Source organism: Rhodococcus sp. T9N (assembly GCF_024436645.1).
Lineage (GTDB): Bacteria > Actinomycetota > Actinomycetes > Mycobacteriales > Mycobacteriaceae > Rhodococcus_F > Rhodococcus_F qingshengii.
In genome coordinates this window covers 1-20,805 of record NZ_JAMSKS010000010.1, presented here as the reverse complement: position 1 = coordinate 20,805, position 20,805 = coordinate 1, and the positions used below count along the sequence as shown (strand labels likewise).

Here is a 20,805-nt window from a genome sequence, read left to right as displayed (position 1 = left end):
CTCCTGTAAGTCGACGACGAATCCGTTTACAGGCTAGTAGCTTGATCCACATACTGCGACAGCGCACGGATTACTGCGAACACGCCCGAACCTAGGAGCACAGTGAATCAATACATCGCCGCCATCGACCAAGGCACGACGTCGAGCCGCTGCATGATCTTCGATCACGACGGCGCCGTGGTGAGCGTTGCGCAGAAAGAACACGAGCAGATTTTCCCGCGAGCAGGTTGGGTCGAGCACGATCCGGTGGCGCTGTGGATCAACACTCGGGAGGTGGTGGCCGGCGCTCTCGCGAAGGTCGATCTCACTCGGGCCGACATCGCTGCCGTCGGAATCACGAATCAGCGTGAGACGACCGTCGTTTGGGAGCGTTCGACGGGTAAGCCGATCTACAACGCGATCGTGTGGCAGGACACGCGCACGGATCAACTGTGTGTCGAACTGGGCGGCGACGAGGGTCCGGACAAGTATCGAGACAAGACCGGACTACCACTCTCGACCTACTTCGCTGGGCCGAAGATCCGCTGGATTCTCGACAACGTCGACGGTGCGAAAGCAAAAGCGGAGGCCGGCGAATTGTGCTTCGGCACTGTCGACACGTGGATCGTGTGGAACCTGACCGAGGGCGTCCACGTGACAGATGTCACCAATGCGTCACGCACGATGCTGATGGATCTCGAGACCCTCCAGTGGGACGAATCGATCTGTGCGGACTTCGGAATCCCGATGTCGATGCTCCCGGAAATCCGTAGTTCCTCAGAGGTCTACGGCACAGGACGTCCACGCGGCAATCTCGCCGGTGTGCCGGTCGCCGGAATCCTCGGTGACCAGCAGGCAGCCACATTCGGCCAGGCCTGCCTCTCCGAGGGTGAAGCCAAGAACACCTACGGCACCGGCAATTTCATGCTTCTCAATACTGGCACGAAGCCGGTGCACAGCAAGCACGGACTACTGACGACCGTCTGCTACAAACTCGGCGAAGCCCCTGCCGTCTACGCACTCGAAGGTTCCGTCGCCGTGACGGGTTCCTTGGTCCAGTGGCTTCGAGACAATCTCGGAATCATTCAGAACGCCAAGGACATCGAGCCGCTCGCCGCAAGTGTCGATGACAACGGCGGCGCCTACTTCGTGCCCGCGTTCTCCGGGCTGTTCGCACCTCGGTGGCGACCGGATGCCCGGGGTGTCATCGTCGGTCTGACGCGCTTCGTCAACAAGGGACACCTGGCCCGCGCAGCGCTCGAGGCGACGGCATACCAGACCCGCGAGGTCATCGACGCCATGCGAGCGGATTCGGGAGTCGAACTGTCCGCACTGAAGGTCGACGGCGGCATGGTGGTCAACGAAACCCTGATGCAGTTCCAGTCGGACATCCTCGGAGTTCCCGTCATCCGCCCGGTGGTCAACGAAACGACAGCTCTCGGTGCTGCATACGCAGCGGGCCTCGCCATCGGTTATTGGGCCGACACCGAAGACATCCGCAACAACTGGGCCGTCGGCCAAACCTGGGAACCGGCGATGGACGAGTCCGAAAGGTCACGGCTGTACGCGGAGTGGAACAAGGCCGTCGAGCGGACGTACAACTGGTCCGAGTAATCACCCCGATCCTTCCATACCGGAAGAGCTGATCATGGTCGCCTATTGATACTCCTGAGGTATCAATAGGCGACCAAGTTGGTATTGGACGTGACCTACACCACTCTGCGAATCTCATTCAGGCACGCCACGTTTCGGCGCCGCGAATGTTGCAGAGAAAGGTCGCCACGCATGAGTTCACCCACTCGCAGTTCCGAGGAGATCAACGCCAAGGCGCGAAGAGCCGGTATCGCTTCGTTCATCGGAACCACTATCGAGTGGTACGACTTCTACATCTACGGCACTGCCGCTGCCCTGGTATTCGGCGACATCTTCTTCTCCGACACTCTCCCGAACGGAGTCGGCACTCTCCTCGCCTTCATCACACTCTGGGCAGGCTTCCTCGCCAGGCCGATCGGCGGGATCATCTTCGGTCACCTCGGCGACCGGATCGGACGCAAGAACACTCTCGTCATCACCTTGATGATGATGGGTGTCGCCACGGTAGGCATCGGGCTCCTCCCCACCTACGCACAGGTCGGGATCTGGGCGCCGATCGGTCTGGTCACCCTTCGCGTCATCCAAGGAGTCGCGGTCGGTGGCGAGTGGGGCGGCGCAGTGCTCATTGCCAGCGAGAATGCACCGAAGGGCAAGAGCATCCTCTACTCCGCGTTCGCCCAACAGGGCTCACCCGCCGGAAATCTGTTGGCCACCATCGCGTTCTTCCTTCTGTCCTCGATGCCGACGCCGTCGTTCCTCCTGTACGGATGGCGCATCCCGTTCATCATCTCGGCGGTGCTGGTCATTCTCGGGATGATCATTCGCCTCAAACTCGAAGAGTCGGACGAGATGAAGGCCGTTCTCGCACGCAAGAAGGTCGTCAAGCTTCCGCTCGCCGAAGTCTTGCGCAAGCACTGGGTACTGGTTCTCCTCGGCGCCGGCGCACTCCCCCTCGCCCAGGTCACCTATTTCAAGAACACCTTCGCATTGTCCTGGGCTACAAAAGAACTCGGATACGATCGAGGAACGTTCCTGGCCGCCATCGCGATCGCGCTCGTCGTGCAGTTCATCGTCCAACCTTTCGGTGCCGTCCTGGTCTCCAAGATCGACATGCGAAAAGCCATGTGTCTGATGGTGATACCGGAGTTCGTTCTCATGCCCGCGATGTTCTTCGCCATCAGAACCGGGAACTTCACCATTGCAGTCGTCGCAATGTGTCTGGCCACGATCCCGCACTCGATGTTCTACGGCGCCATCGCCGGCGTTCTCGCTCGGGCCTTCCCCGCCAACATCCGTTACACCGGTCTGTCGACGGCGTACCAGCTGTGTTCCCTTGTCGTCGGCGGCGGAACTCCCGTACTGGCGCAGTGGATGCTCAACACGTCAGGCAATATCGTCGGGGTCGCGATCGTATCCGGGCTGTACGCCCTTGTCTCACTGATCTGCACCCTGCTCCTGCTCCGACGTACCGGCTACAACGCGGGCGAACTCTCGACGGCCGAACAAGCGGACTACGACGAACTCGAACTCGAAAACACTCTTGTCGATATTGCGAACTCGCAGAAGTCCGAAGCGGGTGAGATTCCTACCGGTCGGGCAACCGTCTAGGCCAGGGACGGCAGCGCCTGCTCGGACAATTTCAACACTTCGAGAAGAGCAGGTCTGTCGTCTCCCTCTCGCCAGGCGATACGCAGTTGAAGAGGAGGAGGTGGGTCCATGACCGGAACAAAGACAACATCAGGATTCACGATGCTCTGGGCCACCGAGGAAATGGTCAACGAGCATCCGATTTCCGCGGACACCAGCGCGATCAACGACATCGAATCCGGTGCCGTCTGCACGATTCGAGCCAAGAACCCTGCGTTCTTCGAGGCAGTGAGCAGAGACTCCCGCAGAATCGAACCTGGCTCCGCCGGAAGCGTCACCCAATTCTCGGACTCCAATTCGATCAACCGAACCGAGTCCCTCGACGCCAACGGGTGGTCTTTGGACATGGCCACCAGAAAGTTCTCCTCGGCGATCAATCTCGACGTGATCCCGAGCGGCGGTACGGTCCACCGCACCATCCCGATGTCGAGTCGTCGATCGAGCAGCATCAACAACGCCTCGTTCGCGAAAGCAGAACTGTCGAGCACGAATTCGATACCGGGATTCGTCTTTCTCACCAATTTCGCCCACCGCCCGACGAGCAGATGCGAAGAAGTCCCCGCGAAACCCAGGCGAACGCGACCTGTCGTTCCCTTGCCTGCCGCAGACACCGCGATCTCGGCCATCCGGCACGCGTCCAGAATCTCGCGCGCCGGAAGCAGCAGCGCTTCACCGGCAGCAGTGAGCCGCACAGTTCGAGTGCTCCGATCGAACAACGGCGAACCGAGCTGTTTCTCGAATTGCCTGATCGTTCGACTCAGCGGCGGTTGCGCAATCCGAAGCCGCTGCGCCGCACGGCCGAAATGTAGCTCCTCAGCCACCGCGAGAAAAGCGTTGATCTGATGAATTTCCACCCGACATTGTTGCGCCACACCGGCCGAACATGTCAAGTTCCGAAACCGACCGAGTGCGCGAAAGAACAAGAAGAGGTACACACGTGGACAAGACCCTCTCGATGAAAGAGGCCGTCGGCCGATACGTCGAAGACGGGATGACCGTTGCGCTGGAGGGATTTTCGCATCTCATTCCTTTTGCCGCGGCACACGAGATCATCCGGCAGGGCAGAAAGGACCTCACCCTCTGCCGGATGACGCCGGACATCGTTTCCGATCAACTCGTCGCCGCCGGCTGCGTCCGAAAGCTGGTTGCCTCGTTCTTCGCCAGCGGCTCCGCAGGTTCTCTGTACGAGTTACGCAGACGCATCGAGAACCAGGACCCGCTCCCCCTCGAAGTCGAGGAATACAGCCATTACGGCATGGTGTGCCGGTATCAGGCGGGAGCGGCCAGACTTCCCTTCTTCCCGCTGCGGTCGTACGCCGGTAGTGATCTACCCGCACTCAACCCACAACTGAGACTCGTCGAGGATCCGTACGGAGGCGGGAGCGTCTACGTTGTGCCGCCGTTGAATCCGGATGTGACGATCATCGGCGCACAGCGAGCGGACACGTCCGGGAACGCACAGATCTGGGGCATCGCCGGGGTGCAGCAAGAAGCCGTTTACGCCGCGAAGAAGGCGATCGTCGTTGTGGAAGAGCTTGTCGACGACGAGGTCATCAGGTCAGATCCGAGCCGAACTCTGATTCCCTCGCACGCCGTCGACGCGGTTGTCGTCTGCCCGCGCGGCGCGCACCCGTCGTACGCACAGGGATACTACGACCGCGATTGCGGCTTCTACCGACGCTGGACCGAGATTTCCAAAGACCCTTCGTTGCTGAGAAATTGGCTCGACGAATGGGTGTACGCACTCGGCGATCACGACGAATATCTCGCCAAGCTCGGAGCTGACTACTGGTCGGATCTCGAGGTCGGATCAAAACTCTCCACACCTGTCGACTACGGGAGCAGACTGTGACCACCACGATTGTCAGCGGTAACACCACCTCCACCGAAACGATCGTCGCCGTCGCGGCACGCGAGTTGGCGGGTAAGCGCCGGGTCTTCGCCGGAGTCGGGCTCCCCACGCTCGCAGTCGATCTCGCGCGCCACACGTCGAATCCGGACGTAGAACTGATCTACGAATCCGGAGTGTGCGGCGCGCATCCGTCGGCGATGGCCGAAGGTATCGCCGACTCCGTCGTGGTCTCCGGCGCCGAATCCGTGCTCAGTATGGCCGCACTCTTCGGTTATGTCCTGCAAGGTGGCAACGTCGACGTCGGTTTTCTCGGGGCCGCTCAAATCGATCGAACGGGAAGCCTGAACACAAGTTTCATCGGTGACTGGAAGAACCCGACGGTCAGACTGCCCGGAGCAGGCGGGGCCGTCGAGATCATCGCGAACGCCGCCGAGATCTTCGTCGTGATGCGTCGCCACGACCTCAGTTCCTTTCCGGCCGCGCTCGACTTCTGCACCTCACCCAGCCCCGCCCGCGCCCACGCCAGCGGAAAGGGCATCATGCCCGCAGGTGCAGGAGTGACAAAGGTGTTCACCAACCTCGGTGTCCTGACACACCAGGGCCCCGGCGGCGAGTTGGAGCTGACCAGTGTCCACGAAGGCATCTCGGTCGATCAGGTGCGAGAGGCGACGGGATGGGATCTGGCCGTCGCCGACCACGTCACCGTCACCACCCCGCCGTCCGGTACGGAGATCGATCTGCTCCGCAACACTATCGACAGAGTCAGGCTGTACCTGCGGTGACACTGTCCCGGAGCCTGCCGACGGCGTCGACCAGCACCGCTTCGGGATACGTCGCGAAACACAGTCGAGCGCTTCGACCAAGGTCCGCTTCGACCGCGAAGGCCGAACCTGGGACAAATGCCACGCCATGCGCGAGCGCGGCACCCAGGAGTTCGGTGGTGTCGACGTCGTCGAGGAAATCCATCCAACAGAACATCCCGCCGCGGACCTCGGAAAAGCGTGCACGCCCACTCAATTCCGTCTCGGCGGCCGTGACCAACGCCTTCGCCCTCGCGCCGTACCCCGCTCGAAGCACGTCGAGATGCGCGTCGAACCATTCGACGTCGGAGAAGAGGTCTGCGGCGATCTGCTGGGTGAGCGAAGACCCGCACAGGTCAGCGCCTTGCTTGATCAGTTCGACCGCCTCGCAGACCTTTCGGTCGCCGTGCAGCCAGCCGACACGCAGGGCAGGTGCCAGCACCTTGGACGCACTGGACAGCCGAATCACCCTGTCCGACAACGCCGCCAGCGGTGCGGGCGGTTTCTCGCCGAAGTACAGTTCGCCGTACGGGTCGTCCTCGAGAACCCAGAACCCGTATCGGTCCGCCAGTGCCGCCAAGTGCGCTCGCCGCTGCGCCGAAAGCACCGCGCCGCGCGGGTTGTGGAAATTGCTCACGGTGTGAACAACTTTGGGCCGAAGACCGGCGGCGAGTTTCGTCTCGAGCGCGTCGGTATCCATTCCGTCCTCGTCCAGCTGGACGGGAACGAGACGGGCCAGCGCCGTTCGAAAGACCTGCAGCGCACCGGTATATGCCGGTTCCTCCACGACCACGACGTCACCGGCGTCGAGGAGGACCTGCGCGAGCAAGCTCAAACCTTGCTGAGAACCGTGTGTGATCACAACTTCGGACACGTCGAGTGTCCGCCCGATCTTGGATGATTCGCGCTCGGCGATCACCTCACGGAGGCGCCGCAGGCCGGAGGTCTCGCCGTATTGGACGGACGAGGGGTCACCGAGTGCGTCGTGGGCTGCCTTCGAGATTCGCTCCCGCGGAATGAAATCGGGATCGGGCAGTCCGCCGGCCAAGCTGATGACGTCGGGTCGGGCAGTCAGGGTGAGCAGATCGCGAATTGCAGAACTACGGAGTCCGTCCATACGAGCGGACAGCGCGGCGTGTGTCATATGAAGCTCCCAGGCACGCAGAATGAAGGTTCAGAGGAAAAACACCCTGAGCCGTCCTGGGTCAACGGGGCGGGAGAGCGCCGAGATACCGACCTTGATTCGGTCGGTATCTCGACTATCCCACCAATGCTTCAGTATGTGAAACAGAGTTCCCACATTGTAAGAACACTCTGGTCGGTTGTCAGTCCAGGTCGTCGTGACGCATGAGCTGACGAGCAGCCTCGGTGATCGATCCGGTCAGCGACGGGTACACCGAGAACGTCTGCGCCAGGTCGTTGACCGTCAGGTTGTTCTGTACGGCGATCGCGATCGGCAGGATCAGTTCCGAAGCAGTGGGTGCGACCACAACACCGCCGATGACCACGCCGGTAGCCGGGCGGCAGAAAATCTTCACGAATCCGCGACGCAAACCGGACATCTTGGCGCGCGGGTTGGTGTTGAGCGGCAACATGACGGTGCGCGCAGGCACCTCTCCGTTGTCGATCGCTGCCTGCGAAACACCCACCGTTGCAATTTCGGGGCGTGTGAAAACGGCCGACGCGACGGTCTTCAACTTGATCGGGCTGACGCCTTCACCCAGTGCGTGGTACATCGCGATACGTCCCTGCATCGCAGCCACCGACGCGAGCGGGAGCAGTCCGGTGCAGTCACCGGCGGCGTAGATACCGGAAACCGTGGTGCGCGAGACCCGGTCGACACGCAGGTATCCACCCTTGTCCAACTCGATGCCGACCCGCTCCAGGCCGAGACCGTTGGTGTTGGGGACGGAACCGACGGTCATCAGAGCGTGGCTTCCTTCGACCGTGCGGCCGTCGGAGAGCTTGACGACGATGCCCTTCTCGGTGCGCTCGACGGCGTCCGCGCGGGCGTGCTTGACGAGGGTGACACCGCGCTCGGCGAGGGCGTCCTCGAGCACGAGCGCCGCATCGGCATCCTCGCCGGGCAGAACACGGTCGCGACTGGACACGAGCGTGACCTTGACGCCCATCTCGGTGTACGCGGAGACGAACTCGGCACCGGTGACACCGGAACCGACCACGACCAGGTGCTCGGGAAGCTCGTCCAAGTCGTAGAGCTGGCGCCACGTCATGATTCGCTCACCGTCGGGCTCGGCTCCCGGGATGATGCGGGGGCTGGCGCCGGTGGCGATCAACACGACGTCTGCGTCGATGGTCTTCTGCTCGCCGCTTCCGAGCGTCGCGCGAACCTGGTGTGCTGCCATGCCGAGGAGTGGATCGGTCAGTTCGGCGGTGCCGGAGAGAACCTCGACGCCTACCGTCTGCAACCGTGCGCGAATGTCCGAGGACTGGGACAACGCGAGACTCTTGACTCGGGAGTGGATCTTCGGCAGTGACACCGAAGCCTGCTCCGGATCCAGAGTAATGCCGAGGTCGGATGCACGACGCATGTCGGTGCGGATTCCGGTGGACGCGATGAACGTCTTCGACGGGACACAGTCGAACAGCACACACGCACCGCCGACGCCGTCCGAATCGACCAGGGTGACCGTGGCCCCGTGCTGCGCGGCTACCAGTGCCGCCTCGTAGCCGGCGGGTCCGCCACCGATGATCACGATCCGGGTCATGTGTCCTCCAAGTCCTCGCGTGGCCGGCAGGGGTCTCCCGTCGACCAGTGTCACGCTATTCGAGCACCACGTGTCGCGCAGTGCTTGTACCAGATTACTTGCGTCCGGTGGTCCGCTTCGCCACACCCTCGGACCACGGTTTAGGCTTGCGCCCGTGTCGATTTATGCCGCCTACGGTTCCAACATGCATCCCGAGCAGATGTTGTTGCGCTGCCCACACTCCCCCATGTCCGGGACAGGGTGGCTGCGAGGCTGGCGCCTGACCTTCAGCGGCGAGGACCTCGGCTGGGAGGGTGCTCTCGCCACCGTGGTCGAAGATCCCGATTCCAGTGTTTTCGTGGTGCTCTACGACGTCCCGGAAGAGGACGAAGTGAGTCTGGACCGCTGGGAAGGTGCCGAACTGGGTCTGCACCGCAAGATCAGAGTGCGGGTCGACACCGCCGGCGACGCGGTACTTGCGTGGCTCTACGTCATGGATGCGTACGAAGGCGGACTGCCGTCGGCCCGCTACATCGGCGTGATGGCCGACGCCGCCGAGATTGCCGGAGCGCCGGCCGAGTACGTACGAGAGTTGCGGACGAGAAACAGCCGCAATGTCGGTCCGGGTAACGGTGTTACCGATTAGATAGCTGTCCTGCTCAAAGCAGCAGGAAATACGCGAGCACTGCCAATGCTGCGAGCACCACCACAACCGTCACGCCGATGAGCACACGCTTGGAACCGCGCGACTCCGATTCGCCTGCGACAACTGCAGTTTCCGGCTCGGCGGTCGCCACCCCGGCAGCGGTTTCTGCCGCCACCTTCTCGCGTCCCAGGGTGTCGAACACCTCGGTCACGTCGTGTGAAGGCGGCAATCCGATCGGCACGATAGTGTGCGACGTCGAGGTGAATCCGGCAGCCAGAATTGCGGCTCCCAGCGCAGCCGACTGCTCAGGCCCGGGACCGAGTTCACATCTGACACCGAGCTTTTCGGCAATCCCGGCCGCTATGGACATCATGGCCGCTTTGTCTGTCGCCGGTTCGCCGTCACCGGTGACGACTACGGCGTCCAAGTTCTCCGGCATCCAACCGAACGCACCCAGAGCCGTCGCGAGGCGTGAACTCGGCGAACTCCCGTCGCCGGCAAAGCCGAATGCACGGCCGGCCGCGACACCAGAACGCACGAGGGTGACCGCTGCCCCGGTGTCGTCCACGTGATAGATGCCGATGAGCGTGCCGGCGAGTGCCGCGATTTCCGACTCGAACCACGCCGACACGGCCTCGGCATCCGAGACGAGTGTGACCCGTTCGAGGCCCGCGTAGACCAGCGAATCCTGCATGAGGGCCGCTGTCGACGAGTCCCAGCGTGACGGGTAGGTCGCGACGATGTCGGGCGCTCCCCCGCTTCGACCACCACGATCGGGCAGCGGCTCGCATTCCTGCAACAGACAGCGAATCGAGGTCGCCACCAAATCCTCGGCGCGGTAACGAGTATCGGCCGTTCCCGCGACGCCACTCGGGTCCCCGACGCGACCGACAAAGCCCGACCAGCTCTCGGCGAACTCACGGCCGGCACCCAGTTGCTCGGTGCCACCGAGCACCGTCGTTCCGTCCTTGCGTTGATTGAGGATCGTGTCCCGAACCAATACCACCGGATCGGCCGAACCCGGATCGTTCGACGCAACGACAGCCGTCGACACCAATGTGCCGATTCGCACTCCCACACCTATGGACATGCCCGTACCTTCACTCGAACGACACGAAAAACGGTACCCCCGACGGGAACCGGAACTATCCCAGAACCAGGCTCGTCAGAACCTTCACACCGACGCCGAGTGCTCGCTCGTCGAGATCGAAAGTGGGTTGGTGGATGTCGAGCTGATCGCCCTCACCCGACCACACGCCGAGCCGCGCCATGGCACCCGGCACGGTTTCCAGGTACCACGAAAAGTCTTCGCCACCACCGGATTGCGGGGTGTCCGCCAAAGCATCTTGTCCGACGGTCGCGATGGCGTCCTCGAACATCCGAGTGGACACCTCGTCGTTGACGACCGGAGGCACTCCGCGACGATAGTTGAGTTGGTAGCGAACTCCGGTGGGTGCGAGCAGTCCGTGGACGATTTCTTCCACGAGCGGTTCGAGCAACTCCCAGGTGTCGTGATCGCCGGTACGTACCGTGCCCGTCATCATGCCGGTCTGCGGAATCGCGTTGGGCGCCTGACCTGCGCTGACCGCGCCCCACACCATGACGGTTCCGGTACGCGGATCGATACGACGGCTGAGCATTCCCGGCAGCCCGGTCACGACGGTGCCGAGCGCGTAGATCAGATCCGTGGTCAAATGCGGCCGCGACGTGTGCCCACCCGGAGAGTCGAGGACGACCTCGATCGTGTCGGCAGCAGAGGTGATCGCACCCAGGCGCATTCCGACCTGGCCTGCCTCGAGTCGCGGATCGCAGTGCAGAGCAAAGATTCTGGACACACCGTCGAGCGCGCCCGCGGCGATGACGTCGAGTGCTCCGCCAGGCATGACTTCCTCGGCGGGCTGGAATATCAGCCGAACCCCGACGGGAAGTTCGGGCAGCGTGGCCAGAGCCAGTCCGGCGCCGAGCAAGATGGTGGTGTGGGCGTCGTGGCCGCACGCATGGGACACACCGGGGACTGTGGACGAGTACGTCGCTCCGGTCGCCTCCTGCATCGGCAAAGCGTCCATGTCGGCGCGCAGTGCGATTCGTGGACCCTCCGGTCCGATATCGCACGTGAGACCGGTGCCACCGGGAAGGATCTTCGGCGACAATCCAGCGGCAGTGAGGCGGGTGGCGACGAATTCGGTGGTCGCGTATTCGCGGCGAGCCAACTCCGGGTTGGCATGGATGTGTCGACGCCACGCGACGAGGTCGTCGGTGTGCGCGTGAATCCACGTGTCGATTGCCGCGTTCACCGGCGATCTACCCCTTCCAACAGACGGGCGCGTTGTTCTGGATCGGACGCTACCCGGACAGCAGTGCGGGCCAACGCAATTGCACCGTCGACTACCGCTCGATCTGCGGAGATGGTGATACACGCGGCCGCGAACTCCGGCTGATGTGTCACTGCCCCCGATGAATCCAAGCCTATGACCGGGTGAATTCCCGGAATCACATTGGTCACATTACCCATATCCGTACTACCCAGTGGACGGGAGCGCTCCCATTCCGCTGCCAGTGGCACCCGCCCGAGATCGACGATCTGTTCACGGTACGCCGCCGCCAGCCACGGATCGGGGGTCAACTCGGTGTAAGTAGGCGATACCGTGCGGATTTCGTGGGTGCACCCGGTGCCGAGTGCACCCGAGGCGAAGCACGCGTCGGCACGCTCGGACAGATTGGCCAACGACGCGGCCGTTTCGGCACGCAGGTAGTAGAGCAATTCGGACCGAGCCGGAACGATGTTGGGAGCCGTGCCGCCGTCACTGACGATTCCGTGAATCTGCTGACCTGGCTGCAGGTGCTGACGCAACAGTCCGACCGCCACCTGAGCGAGAGTCGCTGCGTCGGCGGCGTTACGCCCGAATTCCGGCGCAGCAGACGCATGCGCCTCGCGACCGTGATAGCTCACGGCGATGTCCGCCAAGGCCAGCGAGGTCGCACCGATGATGTCGATCGGCCCTGGATGAACCATCATGGCGGCACCGACGCCGTCGAAGGCACCACGCTCGAGCATCAGGACCTTGCCGCCACCGGTTTCCTCAGCCGGAGTACCGATCACTCGGACGGTGATCCCCAGTTCGTCGGCCACGGTAGCCAACGCGATGCCGGCCCCGACCGCGGCGGCGGCAATGATGTTGTGCCCACAGGCATGACCGATCTCGGGCAGCGCGTCGTACTCGGCGCAGATCGCGATGACCAACTCTCCGCTGCCGTAGGTGGCATCGAAAGCCGTCGGCAGATCGACGATCCCGCGAGTCACCGCGAAACCGTGCTGCGCCAGCAGGTCCGACACTTTGGCAGCGCTGCGGAACTCCTCGAAGGCGAGTTCCGGGTCGCTGTGAATCGAATGCGACAGCGCAATCAGATCGGCCTCTACGGACCTGACTGCGCTGTCGACATTCTGGTTCACGCGATCATTGTCTCACCCGAAGGAGAAGTTGCTCTTGTCAGTCACCTGAGCGAGGTCTGCAAGAGCATCGCGATGGATGCCTGCCTTGATTCCCGCCAAGTTCTTGCCGTGAGTCGACGTCAGTGCCGACGCCTTGGCCACAGCAGCGGCGAGTACTCCGTCGCCGTCGACCGTTTCCTGCACGATGCCGGCAGCGAGTGCGTCGGCGCCGCCGAAGCGACGCCCCGTCGTCATGGCATCGACTGCCGTCTGCTTGGGCAGACGACTGTTCAGCAGTGCAGACATCCCGACAGTGAACGGCATGTTCAGTCCCACCTCGGGCAGGCAGTAGAAGCCGCGGTCCGCGCGCATGATCTGGAAATCGTGCGAGGACGCGAGCATGGCGCCGGCGCCGAACGCGTGCCCCTGCACGGCCGCGACCGTGGCCATCGGGAAGGTCAGCAAACGGCTGTAGATGGTGTGGACCTTGTCCAGGTAGCCGGGGAGACCGTCGAGATTGCCGAAGATCCACGTCGTGTCCAGGCCGTTCGTGTAGAACTTGCCCGTCGCCGTCGTCACCAGGGCTGCGGGCCCCTCGTGCGCTTCGACCTCGTCCAACTTGCTGTGAACAGCGTCGATCCACTCAGGGCCGAAGCGGTTCTCGTTGTCCGTTTCGCCCTCGTTGCCGAGGTACAGGATGAATACGTCGCCGTCGCGTTCGAGATAAGGCATGGATGGGAGAGTAACGCCCGCCAACTCACCCGGCGAACCGACCCGACTCCTCAGTAGGGTTGCTCACATGGGAACGATCGCCGAGGCCGCCGCCGCTGCTCTGTCCGCCATGACTGGCTCTTCGTCACCGTCAGTCGCCATCGTGCTCGGGTCGGGGTGGACCGATGCCGCAGACGTGTTCGGCGACGCCGGTGCGGACGTGACAGCCGAAGTCTCGATGGCGGATCTTCCTGGCTTCGCCCCACCGTCCGCTCTCGGCCATGCGGGCACCATTCGTTCGGTGCGCGTCGGAAACACCGAAGTCCTGCTGCTGCTCGGGCGCGCGCACGCATACGAGGGCCACGATCTCGGTACCGTCGTCCACCCGGTCCGGACAGCCATTGCTGCCGGTGCCCAAACGGTCATCCTCACCAATGCGGCCGGCGGTATTGCTGAAAACTACACAGTCGGTCAACCGGTGCTGATCAGTGACCACCTGAACCTGACGGCCCGCTCTCCCCTCGTCGGCGCAGAGTTCGTCGACCTGGTCGACGCCTACTCGCCGGAACTGCGTGCGCTGGCTCGCTCGATCGACCCGGACCTTGCCGAGGGTGTTTACGCCGGGCTTCCCGGTCCGCACTACGAGACTCCAGCCGAGATTCGAATGCTTCGTACACTCGGCGCCGATCTGGTCGGCATGTCGACAGTTCACGAGACCATCGCGGCTCGCGCGCTCGGCGCTCGCGTTCTCGGCATCTCCATGGTCACCAATCTGGCCTCCGGAATCACGGGCGCCCCGCTCGACCATCAGGAAGTGCTGGCGGCAGGCAAAGCCTCGGCGGCCCGGATGGGAGTGCTGCTGCGTCAACTGGTCGAGCAGCTGTGACACCACTGAACGTCACCGAGTGGATCGACGCCGATCCGGACCCGGTTACCCGCGCAGAATTAGCCGCCCTTTCCGAACATGAACTGACCGAACGCTTTTCCGCACCACTGACGTTCGGCACTGCTGGGCTTCGCGGGCCGGTGCGCGGTGGACCCAACGGCATGAACCTCGCGGTCGTCATCCGGACCACCGCCGGTCTGGCGGCCTGGCTGACAGCTCGCTGCCAGGGCGGGTCCCGCGTTGTGGTCGGCCGCGACGCCCGGCTCGGTTCAGAGGCATTTGCTCTCGCCGCCGCCGAGGTCATGGCAGCGGCCGGGTTCGAGGTGGCCCTGCTCCCCCGCCCACTGCCGACACCGCTGGTGGCGTTCGCGGTGCGCAGGCTCGGGGCAGCGGCAGGTATCCAGATCACCGCCTCCCACAATCCTGCCGCCGACAACGGTTACAAGGTGTATCTCTCGGGCGGAGCGCAACTCGTCTCCCCCGCCGATCGTGAAATCGAGAGCGAGATCGCTCGCATCGGTAGTGCCGCCGACGTCGCGCGAGCATCGGTGATTCCGGCCGACGATTCTCTGGTCGAGGAGTACATCGCCCGCATCGCGACCCTCCCGCACGGCGACGCCCGCTCGATCCGGATTGCGCTCACGGCAATGCACGGCGTCGGGGGTGAGACTGCGACCGCGGCTCTGCGAGCAGCAGGATTCGAAGACCTGCACGTCGTGGCGGAGCAGTTCGATCCCGACCCCACGTTTCCGACCGTCGAGTTCCCCAATCCCGAAGAGCCCGGCGCCGCAGACCGCCTGCTCGCCCTTGCCCGAAGTGTCGACGCGGATCTGGCGATCGCACTCGACCCGGATGCCGACCGCTGCGCCGTCGGAGTTCGCGACGGTGATCAGTGGCGCATGTTGCGCGGCGACGAAACCGGGGTGCTCCTGGCCGACCACGTACTGAGCACGGCGCCCGAAGATTCGTTGGTGGCGACGACGATCGTCTCCTCGACCCTGCTCTCGAAGTTGGCGAGAGCCCGCGGAGCCAGGTTTGCGCAGACACTCACCGGATTCAAGTGGCTCACGCGTGCCGGCGACGGACTCGTCTACGCCTACGAGGAAGCGATCGGGCACTGCGTCGATCCGGATGTGGTGCGGGACAAGGACGGAATCTCAGCTGCCGTTCTGGTGGCCGACTTGGCTGCCACCCTCGCGGTCAGCAACAGAACCCTGCTGGACGTTCTGGGCGACTATGCCGTCGAATTCGGACTGCATCGTGGGGACCAAGTATCCCGCCGCGTCGAGGACTCGAGTGACATCGCGGAAATGATGAAACGGCTACGCGCCGATCCGCCTGGCCAACTCGCGGGTGAGCCGGTCACGACCGAGGACTTGTCCCTGGTTCGCGGTGGTATGCGCACTGACGCAGTGATATTCGACGGGCCGTCGATCCGCGTGGTTGTTCGACCGTCCGGAACCGAGCCCAAGCTCAAGTGCTATCTCGAAGTTGTCGTCCCGGTGGCGAACCGCGCCGACCTCGCGAACGCAGTAGAGCAGGCGAAGGCCCGGCTGGCCGAACTCCGAACCTTCGCCTTTTCGCTCTAGCGGGGTCCGAACTGCCGATCGCCGGCGTCACCGAGACCGGGGACGATGAAAGCGTTCTCGTCGAGTCCGTCGTCGATGCTCGCGATGACCAGACGAACCGGGTGGCCGGACGCTGCCAGCGCGTCGACGCCGGCCGGAGCGGCCACGACGCACACTGCCGTGACATCCGTCGCGCCACGCGCAACCAGCAAGTCGATGGTGTGCACCATCGAACCACCGGTGGCGAGCATCGGATCGAGCACGAACACCGGGATCCCGGACAGATCCGCCGGCAGGGATTCGAGGTACGGAACCGGCTGATGAGTCTCTTCGTCACGTGCCATTCCGACAAAGCCGACGCCGGCCGACGGAATCAGCGCACTCGCCTGTTCGACCATGCCCAGACCGGCCCGCAGCACGGGTACCAACAACGGCGGCTTCGCGAGCCGGATGCCCGTCGTCGCTGCCACCGGGGTGTCGACCGGGAACTCCTCGACCTCCGCGTCACGCATGGCCTCGTAGACCAGCATGTGCGTGAGCCTGCGAAGTGCGGAACGAAAAGTTGCGTTCTCACTGCGTGCATCACGCATTGTCGTCAAGAGGGCCGCCGCGAGCGGATGGTCGACTACGTGCGTTTGCATGACCATCAGAATAGTTCCTCGGGAACCGGAGCACCCCGCGCGGCGTCCAAGAAGGAGTAAGCGCAACGGGGGGAAGACAAAGTTGACAAATCTGGATCTGGACACTGAAAGCATCGCGGAGTTCGCCACGCGGTTGGGCACTGTTGCCGACAACGTCGCGCAAGCTCGACAGGACGCGGCGGGTGGCGATCACTTAGCTCTGTCCACTGTGCTGGGGCTGATCGGCGGCGACTTCGTCGATGTCGCGAGCCGAGCACAGCAAGCGCACATCGACGACATCGATCGACTGTCCGCTGTGATCTCCAGCGTCCAGTCAGCCACCCGCGACGCTCACGCCGTCTATCTCGACTCCGAGGAATCGGTAAGAAGGACTCTCGCTGAAGCCGCACGCTCATGATCGACGTCGACGCACTCGCACGACCGATCATCGACCTGGTCGACACTGTCGGGACTGGTGTCCCCAGCACAAATGGACCCGACGTCGGCATCCGAATCGCCACGGACGCCCTCGAGATCGCCTACCAACTGGGAAGCGCGGCACTGAGCGAACTGGCGTCCTCTCAGAGCTCGTCCACGGCACTCACCGCTGCGGTGACCAAAACCGAGCAGACGCAGACGTCGACGCGAAACCTCGCCGATCGTGGGACCGACATCGCCGGCGTCGTGGACGAAGCGACAACGTCCGTGTACGCGGGAATGACCGAACTCGGTGAGATTCTCCAGTCGTTTCTGACACTCGCGATCAAGGCCGGGCCGACGCTGATGACACCGACGGGCCAATTGATGTTGTTGTCGGCCGCGTTGGAGCACCTCGGACGCGCGGTATCGGTTATCGAGCGGGTACGCGGTGAGTTGGCCGGGTCGACCGACAAGATGTCCGCACTCGTCCCGTCCGTCCCGATACCCGATCCCGCACCTGGGGTCTCCGAGTCGGCGGGTGGTTCCGGTTCCGCAAGTGGTTCCGGTTCCGTCGGTGGTTCCGGTTCCGCAAGTGGTTCCGGTTCCGTCGGTGGCGTTGAGGTCGAACTTCCCGACGGCTCGATTGCCACCGCACCGAACGCCGAGGCCGCTGCTGCCGTACGCAACGCGCTCACTCAACAGGGTGTCCCGTACGCCTGGGGAGGCACGACACCCGGAGTCGGTCTGGACTGCAGTGGTCTGACGCAATGGGCGTACGGCCAGGCCGGAGTCGATATTCCGAGGTTGGCGCAGGAACAGGGAATCGGGAACCAGGTCGATCAGAACAATCTGATGCCGGGCGACCTCGCGGTCTGGGACGGCCACGTCGCGATGGTGATCGGCGGCGGCCAGATGATCGAAGCCCGGTGTTGATACCGGTACCAATAGCGTTGCGAATCCTCTGACCAGGAAGATTTCGTCCGACCGGTCTGGTATGCATTGCTGATGAAGAAGATTCTTGCCGCCTCAATCCTTGCTGGAGCGCTATTGGTTTCGGCCTGCAACTCCTCTTCGGGAGGTGCCCCTGTGGCAACTGGCGAATCAGTAACCAGCGGTCCGCTGCAGTCGAGCTTCGGCACACCTGTCGACGTGATGGCGGCGGGCGGCGAGAAGTTGGGCACTGTCACGTTCCTTGAAATCGAGAATGACCCCAAGTGCACAAAACGCTACGGCCCGATCACTGACCCCAAAGGCATGTTCGTCGCCGTGAAGATGCAGGTTTCAACCACCCCGAGCCATGATGAGTACAAATTCATGCGCACAACGGGGCGAGACTTCTCTGAGATCACACCTGCCGGCATCACCAAGAGCGCAGACTCAAATGAATACAACTGCCTTGAAGACAGGGATGATTTCGGCAGTCCATTTCAGGCGTCAAGCACGTATGAGGGCTGGGTTCTGCTGGATGTCTCAGATCCCGGATCTAAACTCTCATACCTTCCGCAGTATGCGCCCCTGGGAACGTCGGCAATTCTGCTACCGCCTCGCTAGATGCGCCAGTACATAGAGTCCCCCGGGGACGACGAAAAGCCCCCAACCTCGCGATGAGGTTGGGGGCTTTACTGCTTGAAGCGGGAGTGGTCCAGGGAAGTAGTGGTGGCCGCTACCAGCTCAGCGCCGTGAAGTTATCTATGGTCGGCAGCGTAGCTCCGTTCGACACGACACGAACTCCCGCGCCCGTCGCGGCAGCCAGGGCCGGCTCCACATGCACTGTCGGAGTGACCGCCGCCACGCCATCGACATAGGCAGTGAAGGTGTCGTCGATCGCTTCGAGCATCAGGGTTGCCCCGTCAGTCCACTTACCGTCCACTCCGATAATGCTTGACGTGGTCCCGGCGACGATCTTGTAGATCAGGATGTGCCCAAGGTTGTTGACGCGGCAGCCGATCAGATTACTGTCGTCGATGCGCCTCACGACCAGCCCCACTGCGGTTGATGTTCCTCGGGTTATTACCGCCGAAACGCGGACGTTAGGAGTCATAGACTGAGCCAGGCGCAGCACAGCCTGATCGGTAGCCGAAGCATTTCTCGACAGTTTCCCTCCGATTACCTGAAAGGATGGGCTCGACGTCCATAGCGGGCCGACATTCGTTACCGCATCGGCTCTGGCGAAGTCGTCATTGATCTTGATGATGGCACCGGCGGTAACCTTAGGCACGTAACCGGGATCGACCAAGTCGGTACGGAGCAGTTGCCAACCCTGATCGGCGATCCGATACCCCGACGAGGATGCATTCTTGCCGGTGCTCTTGAAGCGAATCCACAGTGGCCCGTCGAACTCCGGCCCGAGAGTGAAGCTCACCGAGAGTGAGTTGTTGAGTTGACGGGTGGTCGAGTAGAGATCGAACATGACGGACTTGATCGCAGAGTCATTGACGACGCCTGGGATGACGTCGACCGTCATCTGCCCCATGTCGGGTCCGGTCTCCGCCAGGATTCGGAGAGAGTATGACCCGCCGGATACGCGCCGCTGAAAGCCGATCCAGTCGTCTACCTTGCCGAGCACGTTCTGTCGCACTCCACCGCCGAGTGCGGACGCATCAGGGAGTACTCCCCACTGACCCTTACAGGCAGTGCCGGTGGGACTCAGGAACGCGGTGTCCTGATAGACCATCGCCGGAACAGCACTGGCAGGCTGCTGACCATCTGTGGGTGCGACAGCTCGTCTCCAGGTGCCGGAGAGCTTCTGGGTGAGTCCCGGATATAGCCGGGAGGCCATCACCCAGAATGTGCCTGTAGTCGCGGTGTTGCGGTTCTGGTTGCCTGAGTGGAACTCGTACAGCTCCCCGCCCGGTCCGTCGCACACCACAGGGTCTACAGCCTGGTCAACCTCACACTCGTGGGCGCGTCGTATGAACGGCCGGCCGTTGTCGACGATCTCCCATGTGTCAGCGGTGATCGAGCCCTTGTTTACGGCTCGGTAGATGTCATTAGGCAGTGAGACGAGTGGGGAGGCCGCGCCGTGGAAGACGGTGACCCACCTGTCTTCTTCGCGGTACACGCTCATACCTGACACCTGACCTACTCCACGAGGCCGAAGCGAGGTGAGCAGGGTTGCACCCGTGAAAGGGCCAATGGGAGACGGGGCGGTCATCACATAGGTCTGCCACGTCATCCCGGTAACGCCGCCGAGTGTGCCGATCCAGCGCGCCTCGGCGAACATGACGTACGTCGAACCATTCTTGACGACGTACGTGTTGCCGGATGTCTTGGAGGCGAGGTTCCCGATCGGGGGCGACACAGGCTCGGTCTGCTTGGTGAGTAACTTCCAGTCCGCCGTGGTGCCGGTAGCGACGCAGAAGTTTTCGTTCGTGACATCGACGTAGTAGAGGTAGAGATTGTCACCCTCGATGAAGAGTGAGTGATGCGATCCACCTGCCAGCACGGCAGTAGGTGCGGACCAGTTTGCAGTCACCCTCGGGTCGTCGGACTCGACGCATTCCCGATATTGGACGCCCTGTCCGGGTAGTCCGTAGTACATGCGGTACTTGCCGCCCCAGCGGACGACGGACGGTTCCTGTCCGCTGAAAAGCTGGTAGCGCGAGGACGGCGAAGCCCCGGCGGTTGCCAGTGAAAGTTTCGAAGAGAACTGGGTTCGACTCGCCGGAGTATCGGATGCCACATAGGTGACGTCGAGCGCCGCTTTTGTTGCAGTATCTGCGGCGACTAGATCGGCTACTGCAACATCGGACACCTCAGCTTCAGGGAGAACTAAGCGGCCGACTTCTGTCGCCGAGTCGTCGTCGAGCTTGAACACCAGCTCGTCAGTCGCGACGTCGGTGACGATCTCCCCGATACCAAACCCGCGAGGACCTCGAGACAGTTGGACTGCCAACGATGACGGCGCAACATTCACATTGTCGGCGAGGTTGATCTCGGCGCCAG

The 20,805-nt window shown here is 62.9% G+C and carries 19 protein-coding genes; 10 read left to right on the top strand and 9 right to left on the bottom strand.

All coding sequences use genetic code 11. The features are described 5' to 3' along the window. Nucleotides 1–102: 102 nt before the first annotated feature. Together glpK and M1L53_RS17290 are read left to right on the top strand one after the other, a co-directional pair. Nucleotides 103–1,593: a glycerol kinase GlpK gene (glpK, locus tag M1L53_RS17295; protein ID WP_042449616.1), complete on the top strand. Its 1,491-nt coding sequence runs from the start codon at nucleotides 103–105 to the stop codon at nucleotides 1,591–1,593. A 171-nt stretch (nucleotides 1,594–1,764) separates the two neighbouring features. Next, nucleotides 1,765–3,180, top strand: a complete 1,416-nt coding sequence (locus M1L53_RS17290) for an MFS transporter (protein WP_054188163.1) — start codon at nucleotides 1,765–1,767, stop codon at nucleotides 3,178–3,180. On the opposite strand, the gene M1L53_RS17285 is transcribed toward M1L53_RS17290, so the two are convergent. Then, a complete protein-coding gene (locus M1L53_RS17285) occupies nucleotides 3,177–4,073 on the bottom strand; it encodes a LysR substrate-binding domain-containing protein (RefSeq protein ID WP_030535055.1) in 897 nt (298 codons plus the stop codon). The genes M1L53_RS17290 and M1L53_RS17285 overlap by 4 nt on opposite strands. Nucleotides 4,074–4,156: 83 nt before the next feature. Here M1L53_RS17285 and M1L53_RS17280 point away from each other — a divergent pair, with 83 nt between their 5' ends. Both M1L53_RS17280 and M1L53_RS17275 read left to right on the top strand, forming a co-directional pair. Further along, a complete protein-coding gene (locus M1L53_RS17280; protein WP_142006188.1) occupies nucleotides 4,157–5,071 on the top strand; it encodes a CoA transferase subunit A in 915 nt (304 codons plus the stop codon). Then, nucleotides 5,068–5,853, top strand: a complete 786-nt coding sequence (locus tag M1L53_RS17275) for a CoA-transferase subunit beta (protein ID WP_054188161.1) — start codon at nucleotides 5,068–5,070, stop codon at nucleotides 5,851–5,853. Before M1L53_RS17280 ends, M1L53_RS17275 begins: the two co-directional genes overlap by 4 nt. Here the strand turns inward: M1L53_RS17275 and M1L53_RS17270 are convergent. After that, complete coding sequence (locus tag M1L53_RS17270; protein ID WP_054188160.1) at nucleotides 5,834–7,015, bottom strand: PLP-dependent aminotransferase family protein; 1,182 nt, start codon at nucleotides 7,013–7,015, stop codon at nucleotides 5,834–5,836. The genes M1L53_RS17275 and M1L53_RS17270 overlap by 20 nt on opposite strands. A 181-nt stretch (nucleotides 7,016–7,196) precedes the next feature. Next, nucleotides 7,197–8,600: an NAD(P)H-quinone dehydrogenase gene (locus M1L53_RS17265; RefSeq protein ID WP_003940987.1), complete on the bottom strand. Its 1,404-nt coding sequence runs from the start codon at nucleotides 8,598–8,600 to the stop codon at nucleotides 7,197–7,199. A gap of 154 nt (nucleotides 8,601–8,754) precedes the next feature. Here M1L53_RS17265 and M1L53_RS17260 point away from each other — a divergent pair, with 154 nt between their 5' ends. After that, the gene (locus M1L53_RS17260) at nucleotides 8,755–9,225 is read left to right on the top strand and encodes a gamma-glutamylcyclotransferase (protein WP_003940753.1); all 471 of its coding nucleotides are present in this window, start codon (nucleotides 8,755–8,757) and stop codon (nucleotides 9,223–9,225) included. Between the two features lie 13 nt (nucleotides 9,226–9,238). Here the strand turns inward: M1L53_RS17260 and M1L53_RS17255 are convergent, their stop codons facing one another. Genes M1L53_RS17255 through M1L53_RS17240 form a run of 4 tightly spaced genes read right to left on the bottom strand, consistent with a single transcriptional unit; the run spans nucleotide 9,239 to nucleotide 13,387 of the window. After that, nucleotides 9,239–10,315, bottom strand: a complete 1,077-nt coding sequence (locus M1L53_RS17255) for a hypothetical protein (protein ID WP_030535059.1) — start codon at nucleotides 10,313–10,315, stop codon at nucleotides 9,239–9,241. Nucleotides 10,316–10,370: 55 nt separating this feature from the next. After that, nucleotides 10,371–11,519: a M20 family metallopeptidase gene (locus M1L53_RS17250; protein ID WP_003940741.1), complete on the bottom strand. Its 1,149-nt coding sequence runs from the start codon at nucleotides 11,517–11,519 to the stop codon at nucleotides 10,371–10,373. Further along, nucleotides 11,516–12,676, bottom strand: coding sequence for a M20 family metallopeptidase (locus tag M1L53_RS17245; protein WP_054188159.1), 1,161 nt, complete (start codon nucleotides 12,674–12,676; stop codon nucleotides 11,516–11,518). The genes M1L53_RS17250 and M1L53_RS17245 overlap by 4 nt, the downstream gene beginning before the upstream one ends. 12 nt (nucleotides 12,677–12,688) lie before the next feature. Continuing rightward, entirely contained in the window at nucleotides 12,689–13,387 is a 699-nt protein-coding gene (locus M1L53_RS17240; protein ID WP_003940710.1) for an enoyl-CoA hydratase-related protein, read from the bottom strand. Nucleotides 13,388–13,454: 67 nt separating this feature from the next. On the opposite strand from M1L53_RS17240, the gene M1L53_RS17235 reads away from it, so the two are divergent. Continuing rightward, the gene (locus tag M1L53_RS17235; RefSeq protein ID WP_261949248.1) at nucleotides 13,455–14,252 is read left to right on the top strand and encodes a purine-nucleoside phosphorylase; all 798 of its coding nucleotides are present in this window, start codon (nucleotides 13,455–13,457) and stop codon (nucleotides 14,250–14,252) included. Next, a complete protein-coding gene (locus tag M1L53_RS17230; protein WP_054188158.1) occupies nucleotides 14,249–15,841 on the top strand; it encodes a phospho-sugar mutase in 1,593 nt (530 codons plus the stop codon). The genes M1L53_RS17235 and M1L53_RS17230 overlap by 4 nt, the downstream gene beginning before the upstream one ends. Here M1L53_RS17230 and upp read toward each other — a convergent pair. Next, the gene (upp, locus tag M1L53_RS17225) at nucleotides 15,838–16,461 is read right to left on the bottom strand and encodes a uracil phosphoribosyltransferase (RefSeq protein ID WP_007727319.1); all 624 of its coding nucleotides are present in this window, start codon (nucleotides 16,459–16,461) and stop codon (nucleotides 15,838–15,840) included. The two genes, M1L53_RS17230 and upp, sit on opposite strands and share 4 nt — an antisense overlap. An 82-nt stretch (nucleotides 16,462–16,543) precedes the next feature. On the opposite strand from upp, the gene M1L53_RS17220 reads away from it, so the two are divergent. The 3 genes from M1L53_RS17220 to M1L53_RS17210 all read left to right on the top strand — a co-directional run bounded on the left by M1L53_RS17220 (nucleotide 16,544) and on the right by M1L53_RS17210 (nucleotide 18,411). Continuing rightward, complete coding sequence (locus M1L53_RS17220) at nucleotides 16,544–16,858, top strand: type VII secretion target (protein WP_007727320.1); 315 nt, start codon at nucleotides 16,544–16,546, stop codon at nucleotides 16,856–16,858. Further along, a complete protein-coding gene (locus M1L53_RS17215) occupies nucleotides 16,855–17,793 on the top strand; it encodes a C40 family peptidase (RefSeq protein ID WP_261949247.1) in 939 nt (312 codons plus the stop codon). The genes M1L53_RS17220 and M1L53_RS17215 overlap by 4 nt, the downstream gene beginning before the upstream one ends. Before the next feature lie 72 nt (nucleotides 17,794–17,865). Further along, the gene (locus M1L53_RS17210) at nucleotides 17,866–18,411 is read left to right on the top strand and encodes a hypothetical protein (RefSeq protein WP_261949246.1); all 546 of its coding nucleotides are present in this window, start codon (nucleotides 17,866–17,868) and stop codon (nucleotides 18,409–18,411) included. Nucleotides 18,412–18,523: 112 nt separating this feature from the next. Here the strand turns inward: M1L53_RS17210 and M1L53_RS17205 are convergent. Further along, nucleotides 18,524–20,805 (bottom strand): hypothetical protein (locus tag M1L53_RS17205; protein ID WP_261949245.1); only part of this gene is annotated, 2,282 nt, incomplete at its 5' end.